The 15,268-nt window shown below is 69.8% G+C and carries 14 protein-coding genes; 6 read left to right on the forward strand and 8 right to left on the reverse strand.

The window, feature by feature from the left end; translation table 11 throughout:
* Window positions 1–10: 10 nt before the first annotated feature.
* Window positions 11–952: a YihY/virulence factor BrkB family protein gene (locus ACFWY5_RS09250; RefSeq protein ID WP_379631006.1), complete on the reverse strand. Its 942-nt coding sequence runs from the start codon at window positions 950–952 to the stop codon at window positions 11–13.
* A gap of 134 nt (window positions 953–1,086) precedes the next feature.
* Window positions 1,087–2,280, reverse strand: a complete 1,194-nt coding sequence (locus ACFWY5_RS09255) for an amidohydrolase family protein (RefSeq protein WP_379631007.1) — start codon at window positions 2,278–2,280, stop codon at window positions 1,087–1,089.
* Between the two features lie 62 nt (window positions 2,281–2,342).
* Between ACFWY5_RS09255 and ACFWY5_RS09260 the strand changes: the two genes are divergently transcribed.
* Window positions 2,343–2,849, forward strand: a complete 507-nt coding sequence (locus tag ACFWY5_RS09260; RefSeq protein ID WP_379631008.1) for a MarR family winged helix-turn-helix transcriptional regulator — start codon at window positions 2,343–2,345, stop codon at window positions 2,847–2,849.
* A gap of 295 nt (window positions 2,850–3,144) precedes the next feature.
* On the opposite strand, the gene ACFWY5_RS09265 is transcribed toward ACFWY5_RS09260, so the two are convergent.
* Window positions 3,145–3,903: a GntR family transcriptional regulator gene (locus ACFWY5_RS09265; RefSeq protein ID WP_379631009.1), complete on the reverse strand. Its 759-nt coding sequence runs from the start codon at window positions 3,901–3,903 to the stop codon at window positions 3,145–3,147.
* A 205-nt stretch (window positions 3,904–4,108) separates the two neighbouring features.
* Here ACFWY5_RS09265 and ACFWY5_RS09270 point away from each other — a divergent pair, with 205 nt between their 5' ends.
* The gene (locus ACFWY5_RS09270) at window positions 4,109–5,029 is read left to right on the forward strand and encodes a radical SAM/SPASM domain-containing protein (protein ID WP_379631010.1); all 921 of its coding nucleotides are present in this window, start codon (window positions 4,109–4,111) and stop codon (window positions 5,027–5,029) included.
* The gene (locus tag ACFWY5_RS09275) at window positions 5,026–6,210 is read left to right on the forward strand and encodes a methyltransferase domain-containing protein (RefSeq protein ID WP_379631011.1); all 1,185 of its coding nucleotides are present in this window, start codon (window positions 5,026–5,028) and stop codon (window positions 6,208–6,210) included. Before ACFWY5_RS09270 ends, ACFWY5_RS09275 begins: the two co-directional genes overlap by 4 nt.
* 235 nt (window positions 6,211–6,445) lie before the next feature.
* Here the strand turns inward: ACFWY5_RS09275 and trpS are convergent, their stop codons facing one another.
* Both trpS and ACFWY5_RS09285 read right to left on the reverse strand, forming a co-directional pair.
* Window positions 6,446–7,450: a tryptophan--tRNA ligase gene (gene trpS, locus ACFWY5_RS09280; RefSeq protein ID WP_379610052.1), complete on the reverse strand. Its 1,005-nt coding sequence runs from the start codon at window positions 7,448–7,450 to the stop codon at window positions 6,446–6,448.
* Between the two features lie 14 nt (window positions 7,451–7,464).
* On the reverse strand, window positions 7,465–8,781 hold the full coding sequence (locus ACFWY5_RS09285; RefSeq protein WP_379610053.1) for a hemolysin family protein: 1,317 nt from the start codon (window positions 8,779–8,781) through the stop codon (window positions 7,465–7,467).
* An 86-nt stretch (window positions 8,782–8,867) separates the two neighbouring features.
* Between ACFWY5_RS09285 and galE the strand changes: the two genes are divergently transcribed.
* Window positions 8,868–9,815 (forward strand): UDP-glucose 4-epimerase GalE, encoded by a 948-nt coding sequence (gene galE / locus ACFWY5_RS09290; protein WP_379610054.1) that lies wholly within the window; start codon window positions 8,868–8,870, stop codon window positions 9,813–9,815.
* 68 nt (window positions 9,816–9,883) lie between these two features.
* Window positions 9,884–10,006: a hypothetical protein gene (locus ACFWY5_RS09295; protein WP_379610055.1), complete on the forward strand. Its 123-nt coding sequence runs from the start codon at window positions 9,884–9,886 to the stop codon at window positions 10,004–10,006.
* Here the strand turns inward: ACFWY5_RS09295 and ACFWY5_RS09300 are convergent.
* The 3 genes from ACFWY5_RS09300 to ACFWY5_RS09310 all read right to left on the reverse strand — a co-directional run bounded on the left by ACFWY5_RS09300 (window position 9,996) and on the right by ACFWY5_RS09310 (window position 13,895).
* Window positions 9,996–10,796, reverse strand: a complete 801-nt coding sequence (locus tag ACFWY5_RS09300; protein ID WP_379631012.1) for a hypothetical protein — start codon at window positions 10,794–10,796, stop codon at window positions 9,996–9,998. The two genes, ACFWY5_RS09295 and ACFWY5_RS09300, sit on opposite strands and share 11 nt — an antisense overlap.
* Window positions 10,797–10,925: 129 nt before the next feature.
* Entirely contained in the window at window positions 10,926–11,900 is a 975-nt protein-coding gene (locus ACFWY5_RS09305; protein WP_379631013.1) for a malate dehydrogenase, read from the reverse strand.
* A 54-nt stretch (window positions 11,901–11,954) separates the two neighbouring features.
* Window positions 11,955–13,895 carry a serine/threonine-protein kinase gene (locus ACFWY5_RS09310; protein ID WP_379610059.1) on the reverse strand — a complete coding sequence of 647 codons (1,941 nt, stop codon included), beginning with the start codon at window positions 13,893–13,895 and terminating at the stop codon, window positions 11,955–11,957.
* A 135-nt stretch (window positions 13,896–14,030) separates the two neighbouring features.
* On the opposite strand from ACFWY5_RS09310, the gene ACFWY5_RS09315 reads away from it, so the two are divergent.
* Complete coding sequence (locus ACFWY5_RS09315) at window positions 14,031–15,146, forward strand: saccharopine dehydrogenase family protein (RefSeq protein WP_379610060.1); 1,116 nt, start codon at window positions 14,031–14,033, stop codon at window positions 15,144–15,146.
* Window positions 15,147–15,268: the final 122 nt, after the last annotated feature.

The following is a 15,268-nucleotide window of genomic DNA, read 5'->3' on the forward strand; positions in this document are numbered from 1 at the left end:
CGCACGCTGCTCAGGCCGGCTCGCCGTTGCCGTTCGACGGCATCGGGGTGGGCGAGGGTGGCGGGGCGAAGCCGGTGGTGGCGGTCCAGGCCGCGACGTACAGGACCAGACGGGCGGAGAAGTTGATCCAGATCAGCAGCCCGACCAGCACCGCGAACGTGCCGTAGACCGGGTTGCTCAGCGTGTGGCTCAGCAGCAGCGTGGCCACGTGCTTGAGCAGCCCGAAGCCGATCGCGCCCAGCAGCGCGCCCTGGGCGATCGCCTTGAACGGCCGGGTGGGCCGCGCCACCCAGCCCAGGAAGATCACGAACAGCAGCCAGTCGGCGGCCACTCCGGCCAGCAGCCCGACCAGCCACACCGAACCCGTCGCCACCGGATCGTCGTGCTGGAAACCCAGCCACGCGGTGACCTTGCTGGTCGCCGACGAGGTGAGTACGGCCACGCCGGCCGACACCAGCATGGTCACGCCGATCAGCAGCAGCGAGCTCAGGTCGCGCAGCTTGCCGAGGAAGAAGTTCAGCGGCGCGGCCGTGGTCATCGACATCTCCCGCAGCGCCCCGCGCAGCGCGTCGATCGCGCCGAGCCCCGCATACAGCAGGCCCAGCAGGCCGATGATCCCGGCGGTGGCCTTGGACTGGGCGATGAGATCCAGATTCAGGGCGGGGGCCAGTCCTGGCAACTGTTCGGCGATCACCTGCTTGACCGCCTGCTCCAGCTTGCGATTGACCGACAGGACGTAGCCGAACACCGCGTAGGCCAGCGCGATCAGCGGGAAGAACGACAGGAACGCGAAGTAGGTGACCGCTCCGGCCAGCCGGTCGCCGAACTGCAGCTGGTAACGCTGGACCGTCCTGATCAGGTGGTCGGCCCCCGGCCGGCGTACCCTCCAGTGGTCCACGATCCGCATCGCGCGCTCGCGCCACGCCGCGGCCTTCTCGATCAGGTTCGCCATCGCTCGGGAAACTCCAGCGCGTTCCGGTGGTCCTCCAAGACGACTGCCCTGGTGACGGTCGTTGTACCGGCCGCGGACCCGGCGATCAAGTGTGGCATCGCCGCGAGCTGCCCGGGGAGCAGGCCACGCCGGGTTCAGGCGGGGATCAGCGCTCCCGCGCGCTTCACCACCCGGCCGGCGACCAGGACGGTCTCGACGGCGCTGGTGTCGGCGTTGAGCACGATCGCGCCGATGGGGTCGCGGGTCCCGTTCATGCCCGGGGTGTCGGTGCGCAGGAGGACGACGTCGGCCTGCTTGCCCGGAGTCAGCGAACCGACGACGTCGGCCAGACCCACCGTCCGCGCGCCGCCCATCGTCGCCATCCGCAGCACGTCCCGGGTGGTGAAGGCGAGGTTGCCCAGGCCGCGTTCCATCGCGAAGGCCGCGCGCATCAGGCTGAACATGTCGCCCGGCCCGCAGGTCACCGTGTCGGCGCTGAGCGAGACCGGCGCTCCGGCCGCGGCCGCCCGGCCGGTGATCGGGTAGCCGATGCCCAGCGTCAGCTCGTCGATCGGCGAGATCGAGACGCTGCCGCCGGTGTCGGCGATGAGCTTCAGGTCGTCGTCGGCGTAGTCGACGCCGTGGATGTAGGTGGTGGGACGCTCCAGCAGGCCGTTGCCGTGCAGGAACGCCAGGGCGCGCCGGGCGCTGTCGGCGCCCTGGCTCCCGGCGTGGACGGTCACCGGGAGGTCGAGGTCGCGGGCGAGCCGCCACTCCCACAGGGCGCGTTCCTCTCCGGCGATCTCCGGGCCCAGGGCGGCGATCGCCATGCTCAGCCGTCCAGGGGTGCGGAAATGGGTGTCGCGCACGCGGCGGGCCTCGTCACCCGGATCCTGGGGGTTGTAACCGAGGACGGCCCTGATGCCCGATTCCCGGAGCGCGGCGACGAGGGCGTCGGCGTGCTCCGGGGTGTGCGCCACCTGTGTCCAGTCGAGCAGGGTGGTCACTCCGGCGTCGAGGCATTCGCGAGCCCCGGCCAGGTTGCCCGCGTGCACGTCTTCGGGGGTGAGCGAGGGGGCGAGCTCGCCGAGGACCGTGCGGAAGTAGCCCTGGATGTCGTCGTCGGCCACCACCGCGCGGTATGCGGCCTGCCAGGTGTGGCGGTGGCTGTCCACGAAGCCCGGCAGCACCAGGCGGCCGGTGGCGTCGATGACCTCGGCGTCCTCGGCGCTCAGGTCCTTGCCGACCGCCGCGATGGTCTCGCCGTCGATGAGCACGTCCAGCTCGCCGAGGACGGTGACGGTGGGGTCGGTGTCGATGACGGTCCCGTTCTTGATCAGGATTCTCATACCCAAGAGTCTATCGAGAAAGCTTTTAGAAAAGCAATATGGTGAGCGGTATCCTCGATTCCGTGGAACACGACGAGGTCGACGCGCTGGCCGCCCGCTGGAAGGCGGCGGGCATGGCGCCCTCCCTCATCGCGGGGCTTGAGCTCAGCAAACGGGTGGCGCGTATCGACGGGCTGTTCGAGCAGGCGCTCAAGGGGGAACTGGCCGCGCTCGGGCTCACCTACGCCGAGTTCGACGTGCTGGCCGCCCTTGCCCGTACGGCTCCGCCGTACCGGATGAAGCCCAGTGAGCTGGCCCGGTCGCTGATGCTCACCTCAGGCGGGACCAGCAACGTGCTCCAGCGGCTGACCACGGCCGGATACGTCGAACGCTCGGCCGACGACGGCGACGGGCGCAGCCGATGGGTGCAGCTCACCCCCGAAGGACTGAAGGTCGCCACCGCGGCACTGGACACGGCCGTGCGCGCCAACACCGACGTGCTGGCCGGGGTACCGGAGCCCGTGATCCGCCAGGCGGCCGACGCGCTGCGCGAAGTCCTGCTGATCGTCGGCAGGCGGCGAGTGCGCTAACCGGACCAGATCGCCGGACGAGACCTGACGGCGGCCCACGAACCGACACCACCCTTCTCGCGGGTACGGCGAGCGGCCGCCTTCGCCGGGGATCCGTGGTGGCGTCCCGACGTGCCAGCTGAGGACCCGGTGGCCGTTCCCTTCCTCGCCGGACTTTCCATCTGCCGTGCCACTGGCTTTCCATCTGCCGTGCTGTTGGCTTTCCATCTGCCGCACCACGAGCTCCCGATCTGGCGCCCTGAGCTTTGGACCTGCTGTGGTCGAGAGGGGTCCGCACGGTTCACCGCAGTGCTGGTCAGCCGGCCTCGGTCCTGGTGATGGGGTAGCGGATCTCGGCGCGGGAGGCGTCGCGACGCGTCATGTTGACCTCGACAACGCGGCCTTCCGAAGCGCCGGCGGTGGCGATGCTCATCCGGGTGACGCACAACACCGGCACGCCGACGGCGAGCTGAAGCAGATCGCTCTCCTGTGGCGTGGCCGGGCGGGCGGTGATGACGCCTTCCCAGTCGAGACGGCCCCAGCCGAGGTCGTGCTCCATGCGGTCGTAGATGCCGCCGGGTCCCGTATCGGCCTGAGCCAGGACGGTACCGGCAGCGAGGTCGGCCGGCAGGTACGAGGTGGCCAGTTGGACGACGCGGCCGGTGGCGGGTTCGCCCATGATCCGGTCACGGATGACGACGGGGTCGGCGGACTGCAGGCCGAGCAGCGGGGCTACGTCGGCCGGGCACGGGCCCTGGGCGACGGTGGGCGGCTGGAGGGCGCGCAGGTCCTGCACGGTCTGGCTGAAGTAGTAGCCGATCTCGTCGCGCCACACCTGGGTGTCGAGGGCGAGAGGCGCCCGGTCGGGTTGCTCGCGCACGGTGGTCCCGCCACGGCGGACCGGGGAGAGCAGGCCTTCGGTGGTGAGCTGGGCCACCGCGCGGCGGATCGTGGTACGGCTGACGCCGTGGCGTTGCTGGAGCTCTTCCTCTTTGGGGATCTTCGTACCGGGCGGATAGACGCCCGCGGTGATCGCGTCGCGGAGCGCTTGTGCGACGTCGTGCCAGCGTGCCATGTCGTCCTCCAGCCCTAGGGGCTTATTACATCACTACCTATTGACGAAGAGATCGCCTCAGCAGACACTTCGCAATAGATAGCGACCTATTTACGAGATGGTGTGAAGCCAGGACACCAGGAGCACTCCCCCGGACACTCAACATGGGTCACGCGCCAGGCCCACAGGTCCGGCCGCAGCCGTCCCCTCTCATCAGGAGGACCTCATGAGCACGGCACCACCCGCCCTGGACTTCTTCTGGGCCGAGCTCACCGGCAGATGCCAGCTGGCCTGCACCCACTGCTACGCCGGCTCCGGCCCGACCGGCACCCACGGAAGCATGACGCTCCCCGACTGGATCAGCGCCATCACCCAGTCCCGCCGGCTCGGAGCCCGCATGGTGCAGTTCATCGGCGGCGAGCCCACCCTCCACCCGCACCTGACCGACCTCATCAGCCACGCCCTGGATGTCGGTCTCGAGGTCGAGGTGTATTCCAACCTGGTCTCCATTCGGCCGGTCATGTGGGAAGTGTTCGGCCAGTCCGGTGTCCGGCTGGCGACGTCGTACTACACCGACGACCCGGAACAGCACCAGCGCATCACCGGCCGCGGCGTCCTGCACCGCACGCGCGACAACATCGCGCGGGCGGTCGTCACGGGCATCCCGATCCGCGTGGGCATCGTGGGCGTCCTCGACGGCCAGCGCATCGACCATGCCAAGCAGCAACTGACGGCCCTGGGGGTGGCCGACGTGAATGTGGACCGGATGCGGCTCCTCGGCCGGCCCGCCCGCACGGCCTGCGACGCATCCGAACTCTGCGGCAAATGTGGGGACGGGATCGCGGCGATCCTGCCCGACGGATCCGTGACGCCCTGCCCCCTCTCACGCTGGCTCCGCGCCGGCGACATTCGCGACACCGGTCTGCCGTCGCTGGTGGGCGACGCGCGCCGGCTCGCCCGGGAACGGATCCTGCCCGCGATCACCGCAGGATCGCGGCCCTGTGAACCCAGCTGCAATCCGGGCTGCGACCCCGGCGTGAACGCGCCCGGCGGCGGCGACGGCTGTATGCCGAAGTCGCGCTGCGACCCGAACCAGCCGCCCGACAAGCCCTGCAAGCCCTCCACCACCTGCGGACCCAAGAGATGAGTCACGAGAACCACGTCGGCGCCCTCATCGACTACCTCGTCGACGCCCACGTCCTCGACCGCGCGAACCCGTGGGTGGAGGCGCTCCAGGCAGTGCCGCGGCACCGGTTCGTGCCGGACGTGGCTTGGGCCGAGCCCATGGACGACCGACCCGAACACCTCATCAACCGGCAGGTCGACCCCGCCGCCTGGTGGGATGCGATCTACAGCAACACCGCGATCATCACCCAGCGCGGCAACGGCACCGCCGAGCTCACCGATCGCTCAAGCGCGCCCACCTCATCCCTGTCCTGCCCGCACGTCGCCGTCGAGTTCCTCCAGTTGCTCGACCTCGCGCCTCATCATCGGGTCTTGGAGATCGGCACGGGAACAGGCTGGACCGCGGCCATGCTCACCCACCGCGTCGGCGACCATCGCGTCACCACCATCGAAGTGGACCGGGCCGTCGCCGCCGTCGCCATCGCCAACCTCAAGGAGGCCGAGGCCGCCCCGGCCGCGCTCGTCGGGGACGGCTCCGCCGGGCACCCGGACCACGCGCCCTACGACCGGGTGCACGTCACCTGTGGCGTACGCGACATCCCCTACGCCTGGGTCGAGCAGACCCGGCCCGGCGGCGTCATCGTCCTCCCTTGGATGCCGCCCGGCCAGCCGTTCGGGATGCGGCTCCGGCTCGACGTCCTCGACGACGACACCGCCATCGGCCGACCGACCGGCGGCGCCTCGTTCATGATGCTCCGCTCCCAGCGTCTCCCCACCATGTGGCCCGGCTACCCCGATGGGGGCGCCCTGTCAGAGACCCACTTCCATCCCCACACGGCCCACGCCGCACGGTGGACCGGCTTCGGACCATATCTGGCCGCCGCGGCTCCCCATCTGCTGGTCACGACCGCGGGATGGGAGCAAGGAGACGACGAGGCGTGGCGGTGGGTCACGCGCCTGCGCAGTACGGACAGCGCCGCCTGGGGCATCGCCGAAGTCGCAGAGTCGGGAGGGAAGACGGTGGTACGGCAAGGCGGCGCCCACACCTTGTGGGACGACTACGAGCGCGCCTACATGAACTGGTTGAAGGCCGGGAGCCCGGCCCCAGAACGGCTGGGCTTCACGGTCACACCGGCGGGCCAGCACATGTGGCTGGATTCTCCTGACCAGGTGGTGGAGCCGGTCAGACGGTGGCGGAGATGACCACGGCCGGCTTCCGGCTGCTCAGCTGGCGGCCGGACGCCGGTCGCGGCCGCTCCCAAAGGGACGTGCGAGCACCTTGTTGCCCGGGTGGGGTCCAGCTGGTTGACCACTTGGCCGGGCAACGGGTGGGTCCCAGGAAGGCGCGCGAGCGTAGCGAGCACCTTTATCCCCGGGGCGGGAACCAACTGCCCAACCACCCAGACCTGCCACGGGTGGGCCCCAGGAAGGGTCCTTTTCAGGGGGTGGGGAGGAAGCCTACGCGGTCTCGGACTTGGGCCATGGTCTGCTGGGCTACTTCGCGTGCCCTGCCTGCTCCAATAGCCAGCAGTCTGTCCAGTTCCGCCTCGTCGGACAGCAGCTTCTCCGTGCGTTCCCTGATCGGGGTGAACGTCTCCACCACCGCCTCGGCCACTTCCTTCTTGAACGTCCCGTACCCCTGCCCGTCGAACCGGGCGACCAGGTCGGCGATCGACGTCCCCGTCAAAGCCGAGTGGATCCGCAAAAGGTTGGAAATGCCGGGCTTGTTTTCCTCGTCGAAGACGATCTCGCTGCCCGTGTCCGTCACCGCTCGCATCACCTTCTTGCGCAGCGGCCCCGGCTGCTCCAGCACGTCCAGGATGCCCGCCGGGCTGGAAGACGACTTCGACATCTTCGCCGTCGGCTCCTGGAGGTCGGTGATCTTCTCGACCTCCTTGAGGATGTGCGGGGCGGGGAGCGTGAACGTGTCGCCGTAGCGGTGGTTGAAGCGCTGGGCCAGGTCGCGCGTCAACTCCAGGTGCTGCTTCTGGTCGGCACCGACCGGAACGCTGTTGGCCTGGTACAGAAGGATGTCCGCAGCCTGCAGGATCGGGTACGTGAACAGGCCCACACTGGCCGCGCTCTCACCGAACTTCGCCGACTTGTCCTTGAACTGGGTCATCCGGGCCGCCTCGCCCATCCCGGTCAGGCAGTTGAGTACCCAGGCCAGCTCCGTGTGCTCGCGTACGTGCGACTGCACGAAGACGGTGCTGCGCTCAGGGTCGAGACCCGCGGCGAACAACTGGGCCGCGGCCACCCGCGTTCGGCGGCGCAGCGCGGCGGCCTCGGTCGGCACGGTGATGGCGTGCAGGTCCACCACGCAGTAGAAGGCATCGTGGGTCTCCTGCAACGTCACCCACTGGCGGACGGCGCCCAGGTAGTTGCCCAGGTGGAAGGAGTCCGCCGTGGGCTGGATGCCGGAGAGTACACGAGGTCTGGCCATAGCTGGCAATTGTGTCAGGTATCCCCACCCGCCTGCGACTCGATCAGGCCGGGTCGGCGTTTCACCCTGACCCGGGAGATTCTCCGGCCGTCCAGGTCGGTGACGGTGAACTCGAAGCCGGGGATCTCCACCTTCTCCCCCGCCGCGGGAACGTGGCCGAGCATGGCCATGACGAAGCCGCCGAGCGTCTCGTACGGGCCGTCCGGCAGCCGGATGCCGGTCTGGGCGCCGAAGTCGTTGAGGTTGGTGAGGCCGTCGATCTCGATCTCACCGGCGGGCAGGATGACCGTGTCGTCTTCGATGTCGTACTCGTCCCTGATGTCGCCGATCAGCTCTTCGACCAGGTCTTCCAGGGTGACGATCCCGGCGGTGCCGCCGTACTCGTCCACGACGATGGCCAGGTGGTGTCCTTCGTCGCGCATCTCCGACAGCGTGCTCAGCACCCGCTTCGAGGCGGGCACCAGCTTGACCGGGCGGATGGGCACCAGCTCGCTGATGGGTTCGATCCGGCCGGTGAGGACGGGGTCGAGCAGGTCGCGTACGTGGACGAAGCCCAGGATCTCATCGTAGGACTCGCGGAAGACCGGGAAACGGGAGTGCGGCAGCGCCGCCACCAGCACGGCGGCCTCGGCCAGCGGCGTGTCGGCCTCCATGAACTCCACCTCGGTCCGCGGCAGCATCACCTCCCGCAACTGCCGCTTGCCCGCGGCGAACACCTCGGCGATCAGGTTGCGCTCGTCGAGGGTCAGCTCGCTGTGGCCGACGACCATGTCCCGGAGTTCCTCGGTGGTCATCTGCTCGCGGTCGGCGTCGGGGTTGCCGCCGAACAGCTTCATCACGCCGTCGGTCGACTTGGACAGCATCCAGATGATCGGCCGCGACAGGGTCGCGATCCAGTCCAGGAACGGCGCGACCACGAGCGAGAGACCCTCGGCCCGCTGCCTGGCCAGCCGTTTGGGCGCCAGTTCGCCGAGTACGAGCGAGACGTAGGAGATCGCCAGCGTCACCAGCACGAGGGCCAGCGCGGGCGCCACGGCCTCGGGCACGCCCCACTCCCGCAGCTTCGGCCCCAGGGCGGCGCCGAGCCGGTCGGCGCCGAACGCGGCCGACAGCATCGTGGCCACGGTGACGCCGATCTGGACGGCGGACAGGAAGCGGTTGGGGTCGCGGGCGAGCTTGGCCACCAGCTCGCCACGCCGTCCCTTTTGGGCAATTTTGCGAACCTGGCTCTCCCGCAGGGAGACCATCGCCATCTCGGCGGCGGCGAAGAAGCCGCCCACGAGAATGAAGAGCAGGACCAGGGCGACGTTGGCCGCGACGGTGTCAAACATGGTGGTTGGCAGCGTACTCGGCGTCTTTCCCGCGTATGCTGAACGGCAAGCCGTACAAAATCCAACATATTTCACCAGGAGTGCACATGAGACTGTTGGTCACCGGAGGTGCCGGATATGTCGGCAGCGTCGTGGCGGCGCAGCTCGTCGAGGCGGGCCATGAGGTGACCGTGCTCGACGATCTCTCCACGGGACACAGGGACGCGGTTCCCGGCAGTGCCCGGTTCATCCAGGGAGACATCGCCGACGCCCATGACGCGCTGGAGAACCAGGAGGCGGTGCTGCACTTCGCGGCCAAGTCCCTGGTCGGCGAGTCGGTGGAGAAGCCCGAGCTCTACTGGCGGCACAACCTCGGCGGCACGCTCGCCCTGCTGGAGGCCATGCACGCCCGGGACGTGCGCCGCATCGTGTTCTCCTCCACCGCTGCCACGTACGGCGAGCCGATCCACGACCAGATCCTGGAGACCGACCCGCCCCGCCCGACCAACCCCTATGGCGAGACCAAGCTGGCCGTCGACATGACCCTGACCGCCTTCGCCGCCCTGCGCGGCCTGGGCGCGGTGAGCCTTCGCTACTTCAACGTGGGCGGCGCCTACGGCACGCTGCGCGAACGCCACGCCGTCGAGACCCACCTGATCCCCAACGTGCTCAAGGTCGCCACCGGCGAGCGCGAGGAGGTCCAGGTGTTCGGCACCGACTACCCGACGCCCGACGGCACCTGCGTGCGCGACTACATCCACGTCTCCGACCTGGCCAAGGCCCACCTGCTGGCGCTGGCGGCGGTCACGGAGGGCGAGCACAAGATCTACAACCTGGGCAGCGGCACCGGCTTCTCGGTCAAGCAGGTCATCGACGTCTGCCGCGAGGTGACCGGCCACGCGATCCCGGAGAAGCTCGGCGCGCGCCGTCCGGGCGACCCCGCGGTCCTGGTGGCGTCCTCGGAGAAGATCCGCGCCGAGCTGGGCTGGAAGGCGGAGCGGACGGACCTGCCGTCCATCGTCTCGGACGCCTGGAGTGCGCTTTCCCGCATATGAGCCATGGCATCGCGGGATATGTGCTGTGATACCGAAATGTGAGGATGCTTTCACCTAGAGTGCTCTTCGTGGCACTCGTCGCAGGTGGCTGCACGCTGGCCGCGGCCGGGGTGGTGTTCGCGACGTCGCCACCGGCTCCGGCCCCCGCCCCGCCTCCCCGCTGCCACCTGCACGAACATCTCACGCCGTGACGCGCAGCCGGGCCCGGTTGTCGGCGGGCCGCCGGTCGCCGAGGCGGCTGGACCACACCCCGGCGCTGGCGTCGACCGGCCGCCTGGGCGCCCTGAGCGTGAGCCGTATGCGCAGGCGCTCGTCGGGGCCGACGGCCCGCAGCCCGCACGCCACGTACCCCAGCTGGGCCCGGCAGCGCGCGCCGAGCGCGGACACCAGCCTGGCGCGGCCCGTCCTGAGATAGACGCGGGCGTCCCTGACCATGCGCGGGCCCCGGTTACGCACCAGCGCGGTCATCGCGAACCTGCCGCCGCGCGCCCGGCCGGACAGGCTCAGGCTCAGGTCGGCGCCCTCGTCCACGGCGGTCGAGACGGTGGCGGCGTTGTCGCTCTCGTCGGCGTCGCGCACCTCGGAGGTGAGCGTGGCCGCCGCCTTCAGCGGGCCCCGCGCGTCCGGCCGGACGATGCCGGTGATCGTGACGCCGCCGGTGCCGCCCGCCCGGATGTCCATGGGCGAGGTGCACACCACCTCGTACACGCTGACGCCCCGTGCGCAGGTCGCCACGTCGACGCTGACGACCTCGACGCCCGCGGGCAGCGTCACCTTGAGCACGGGCAGCACGGCGTCACCGGGCCCTGCGTTGCCGACCTCTGCCCGGTAGATGATGGGTTGTCCTGGTTGAGCGACATCCGGCCGGGCGGTCAGCCGTACGGAAAGGTCGGCGGCGCCCCATCCCGGCCCCGCGTGGGCGAGTCCCGGAACGCCCGCCAGCATGACTCCCATGAACCCGGCGAGCATTTTGCGCCGCATGTCCGACCCCCCGTGCAGTACGCCTCAATTGAACGTGCTGACCTGGGTGATCATCATCGCGACACGCGGTAGCCGTACCGAAAGCGAAAGGCGCGCGCCCGGACGGACGCGCGCCTTCGGTGGAGACGCTCAGATGAGGCCGAGGCCCTTGACGGCGTCGCGCTCCTCGGCGAGCTCGCGCACGGAGGCGTCGATGCGCTCGCGGGAGAAGGCGTCGATCTCCAGGCCCTGGATGATCTCCCACTTGCCGCCCGCGGCGCGGACCGGGAAGGAGGAGATGAGGCCCTCCGGCACGTCGTAGGAGCCGTCGGAGACGATCGCGGCGGAGGTCCAGTCGGTGCCGTTGACCCAGTCGTAGACGTGGTCGATCGCGGCGTTGGCGGCGCTCGCGGCGCTGGATGCGCCACGGGCCTCGATGATCGCGGCGCCGCGCTTGGCGACGGTCGGGATGAAGGTGTCCTTCAGCCAGTCGTGGTCGACCTGCTCGGCCGCGACCTTGCCGCCGACCTCGGCGTGGAAGAGGTCGGGGTACTGCGTGGCCGAGTGGTTGCCCCAGATGGTCATCTTCTTGATCTCGGTGACCGGGACCTGGAGCTTGGCGGCCAGCTGCGACAGCGCGCGGTTGTGGTCGAGGCGGGTCATCGCGGTGAAGCGCTCGGCCGGGACGTCCGGGGCGTTCTGCTGGGCGATGAGCGCGTTGGTGTTGGCCGGGTTGCCCACGACCAGGACCTTGATGTCGTCGGCGGCGTGGTCGTTGATCGCCTTGCCCTGCGGGCCGAAGATGCCGCCGTTGGCGCCGAGCAGGTCGCCGCGCTCCATGCCCGCCTTACGCGGCATGGCGCCGACCAGCAGGGCGACGTTGGCGCCGTTGAAGGCGACATTGGGGTCGTCGGTGATCTCGATGCCCGACAGCAGCGGGAACGCGCAGTCGTCGAGCTCCATCGCGGTGCCCTCGGCCGCCTTCACCGCCTGCGGGATCTCCAGCAGGCTCAGCTTCACCGGAACGTCGGCGCCGAGCAGCTGCCCCGACGCGATGCGGAACAGCAGCGCGTAGCCGATCTGACCGGCGGCACCGGTGACGGTTACCTTGACGGGCGTGGCCATGGCCTTCCCCTAACTCGCAGGATGAATCATTGACTTTCGGATGTTACCCGGTCGTCATCCGCAGGGTTCCATCTCGGTCGGGTTCAGCTGCGGTTTGAAATCCACGTTTCCGAAATGCCTGCTCACGAGCTTCTTGATGGTGCCGTCGCGCTGAAGCCCGGCGATGACCCCCGAGACGGCCTTGCACGTCCTGGCGTCGCCGCGCTCCATGCCGACGGCGTAGCGCTGGCTGCTGAGCCTGGCCCCGAGTACGGCGAAGCGCATGCTCGCCTCCCGGTCGGCGAACCCCGCCAGCAGCAGATCCTCGCCGGGGACCGCGTCGACCTTGCCGCTCTTCAGCATGTCCATGCACTGGGCGTAGTGGTCGGCGGGTATGGGCGTCACCTCGACCCGTTCCTGCACGCTGCGCACGGACGGACTGGGGGGCGCGCAGAGGTTCATGCCCTTGAGGTCGGCCAGCTTCTTGGCGGTGCCCGCCCGGACCAGCACGTCGTGGTGGGCGACGTAGTACGGCCCGGCGAACAGCACCTCCTCGTCGCGGTCGATGGAGTAGGTGGCGACCACGAGGTCCACCTTGCCGGTGTTCAGGGCGGTGGCCCGGTCGAAGCGGCCGACCTGCGCGTACTTCACGTCCTTGGCGCCCAGCGCCTTGGCGATCAGCCCGGCCAGGTCCACGTCGAAACCCTGGAACGATCCGCCCTGGCCCAGGCTGATGCCCGGCAGGTCGCCCTTGACGCCGATGGTGAGTTTCCCGGTCTTGGCGATCTTGTCCATCGCGGAGGTGAACGGGCCCGGCTGGGGCGGCGTGTTCCCGCCGTTCACCGACTGCGACGGCTGCGCGCCGAAGGCCACCGGCCAGTCGTTGAGCACCGCCAGCACCGCGGCGGCGGCCAGCACCACCAGCGCCACGACCACCGCGATCCAGCGCCCCGGGCCACGCCGCCGTACCTGCGGCGTCATGGGCGGCCTCTCCTGCCGCATCGGGGGCCGGTCCGACAGGCTCGCACGCACCGGCTCCGGCACTGCGGGAGGCGGCTGGGTCGTATGACCGGGCACCCCGGACTCGCCCGGCTCGGCGGGCTTGCGCGCGTCGGCCAGCGTGGTGCGTACCCGGGTGAACGGCGTGGTGTCGTCGCTCGCCACCTCGGCGCCCCTGGACAGCACCGCGGTGGAGGCGCCCGCGGTCTCCGGCTGTCCCAGCAGCCGCAGCAGAAGCTGGTCGGCCGTGGGCCGCGCCTGCGAGTCCTTGGCCAGCGCCGAGGCGACCACCCCGCGCAGCGGCTCTGGCATCGAGCTGACGTCGACCTCGTGGTTGAGGATCCGGTTGAGCACCACCGCGATCGAGCTGCCCTCGAAGACCGTGACCCCGGTCGCGGCGAAGGCGATCGTCGCGCCCCAGGAGAACACGTCGGTGTAGGGGCCGACGTCGTCTCCGGCGATCTGCTCCGGCGCCATGTAGGCGGGCGTGCCGATGGCGCGGCTGGTGATCGTGCCGGTGGAGTCGATGATGCGGGCGATGCCGAAGTCGACCACCCTCGGGCCGTCGGCAGCGATCAGCACGTTGTCCGGCTTGAAGTCGCGGTGCACGATCGAGGCGTGGTGGATCGCGGTCAGCGCGGTGGCGGTGCCGATGGCCAGCCGGTCGAGGGCGGTGCCGCGCATCGGGCCGTCGTTCTCGATGACCTCGCGCAGCGGCAGGCCGTCGATGTATTCGCTGGCGATGTAGGGCGTGTTGCCGTCGAGGTCGGCTTCCAGGACGCGGGCCGTACAAAAGGAGGCGACCCTTTCGGCCGCCTTGAGTTCCCGCGCGAAACGGGATCTGGCGATGGTGTCACCGCTGAACTTGATGTGCAGGAGCTTGATCGCCGCCCGCTCACCCTGCTCGTTGACACCCAGGTAGACGATGCCCTGCCCGCCCTCGCCCACGCGTCCGGTCAGCTGGAACGAGCCCAGCTGCTCGGGATCGCCGGCGACGAGCGGCGCGATCTGCGGCATTGACCATCCCCACGTGTATACAAATCCCAACGAGGCAAACTTTACGACGCTCATGAAGCTCTCAGGGAACCGTTAACCGTTCGTGACGTCGCGAACGGCCTTCTCCACGGCCGACTGGAATGACATTCTGTCGCCATGCATGACATCGTCCTCTTCGGCGCCACCGGTTACACCGGAAAGCTCATCGCCCGCTACCTGGCCGGGATCGAGGGCCTCAGCTGGGCGGTCGCCGGCCGCGACCGGGACAGGCTGGAGGCGCTCGGCCACGGCGTGCCCGTCCTGGTCGCCGACGTGGACGACGCCGCCTCGATCGCCGCGCTGGCCCGTCAGGCGCGCGTGGTCATCACCACCGTCGGCCCCTACGTCCGCTACGGCGAGCCGCTCGTCGCGGCCTGCGCGGAGGCCGGAACCCACTACGTCGACCTGACCGGCGAGCCGGAGTTCGTGGACCGCATGTACCTGCGCCACCACGAGCGCGCCGCCGCCTCGGGAGCGAAGATCGTGCACGCCTGCGGTTTCGACTCCATCCCCTACGACCTCGGCGTCCTCTACACGGTCGGCGAACTGCCGGAAGGCGTGCCGCTCAAGGTCAGCGCGTTCCTGCGGGGCGGCGGGCGGCCGTCGGGCGGGACGTTCCACTCGGCGGTGACCTCGATGTCGCGGGCGCGGCAGATGGCCGAGACGGGCCTGCGCCGCCGCGCGGCGGAGACCCGTCCACGCGGGCGTTCCGTGGACGTGCTGCCCGGCCTGCCGAGGTTCGTGGGCGGGTACGCCCTGCCGATGCCCACCATCGACCCGCAGATCGTGGGCCGCTCCGCCTGGGCGCTCGACCGCTACGGCCCGGACTTCACCTACCGCCAGTACATGAGCGTGCGCCGCCTGCCCGGGGCGCTGGCCCTGGCCGGGGGCGCGACGGCACTCGGGATGCTCGCCCAGCTCCGCCCCACGCGGGAATGGCTCCTGAACCGTCTCAAGCCGGGCGAGGGCCCCACGCCGGAGGAGCGGGCCAAGAGCTGGTTCAAGCTGACGTTCCTCGGCGAAGGGGGCGGCGCGCGCGTGGTCACGGAGGTCGCCGGACGCGATCCGGGCTACGGCGGGACCGCCGTGATGATCGCCGAGGCCGCGCTGTGCCTGGCCTTCGACGACACGCCCCAGGTGGCGGGTCAGGTGACGACGGCCGCGGCGATGGGCGGTCCGCTCATCGAACGCCTGAGCCGGACGAAAGCACTCACCTTCGCGGTGCGGTCCTAGGAACCGTTTCTTAGATCTGCTGACTAGTTGTGGTGATGTTGTCACGATTGGGTCATGGGTCGTGGTGATCTGACCAATGCGGAGTGGGAACGGCTCAAGCCTCTGCTGCCTGAGGGCGGCGG

The organism is Nonomuraea sp. NPDC059007 (assembly GCF_042740555.1).
Taxonomy (GTDB): domain Bacteria; phylum Actinomycetota; class Actinomycetes; order Streptosporangiales; family Streptosporangiaceae; genus Nonomuraea.

Excerpts from the sequence above, each read along its gene's own strand:
- ACFWY5_RS09250 (WP_379631006.1), bottom strand. The coding sequence starts at position 952 with ATGGCGAACCTGATCGAGAAGGCCGCGGCGTGGCGCGAGCGCGCGATG.
- ACFWY5_RS09255 (WP_379631007.1), bottom strand. The coding sequence starts at position 2,280 with ATGAGAATCCTGATCAAGAACGGGACCGTCATCGACACCGACCCCACC.
- ACFWY5_RS09265 (WP_379631009.1), bottom strand. The coding sequence starts at position 3,903 with ATGGCACGCTGGCACGACGTCGCACAAGCGCTCCGCGACGCGATCACC.
- ACFWY5_RS09270 (WP_379631010.1), top strand. The coding sequence starts at position 4,109 with ATGAGCACGGCACCACCCGCCCTGGACTTCTTCTGGGCCGAGCTCACC.
- ACFWY5_RS09275 (WP_379631011.1), top strand. The coding sequence starts at position 5,026 with ATGAGTCACGAGAACCACGTCGGCGCCCTCATCGACTACCTCGTCGAC.
- trpS (WP_379610052.1), bottom strand. The coding sequence starts at position 7,450 with ATGGCCAGACCTCGTGTACTCTCCGGCATCCAGCCCACGGCGGACTCC.
- ACFWY5_RS09285 (WP_379610053.1), bottom strand. The coding sequence starts at position 8,781 with ATGTTTGACACCGTCGCGGCCAACGTCGCCCTGGTCCTGCTCTTCATT.
- galE (WP_379610054.1), top strand. The coding sequence starts at position 8,868 with ATGAGACTGTTGGTCACCGGAGGTGCCGGATATGTCGGCAGCGTCGTG.
- ACFWY5_RS09300 (WP_379631012.1), bottom strand. The coding sequence starts at position 10,796 with ATGCGGCGCAAAATGCTCGCCGGGTTCATGGGAGTCATGCTGGCGGGC.
- ACFWY5_RS09305 (WP_379631013.1), bottom strand. The coding sequence starts at position 11,900 with ATGGCCACGCCCGTCAAGGTAACCGTCACCGGTGCCGCCGGTCAGATC.
- ACFWY5_RS09310 (WP_379610059.1), bottom strand. The coding sequence starts at position 13,895 with ATGCCGCAGATCGCGCCGCTCGTCGCCGGCGATCCCGAGCAGCTGGGC.
- ACFWY5_RS09315 (WP_379610060.1), top strand. The coding sequence starts at position 14,031 with ATGCATGACATCGTCCTCTTCGGCGCCACCGGTTACACCGGAAAGCTC.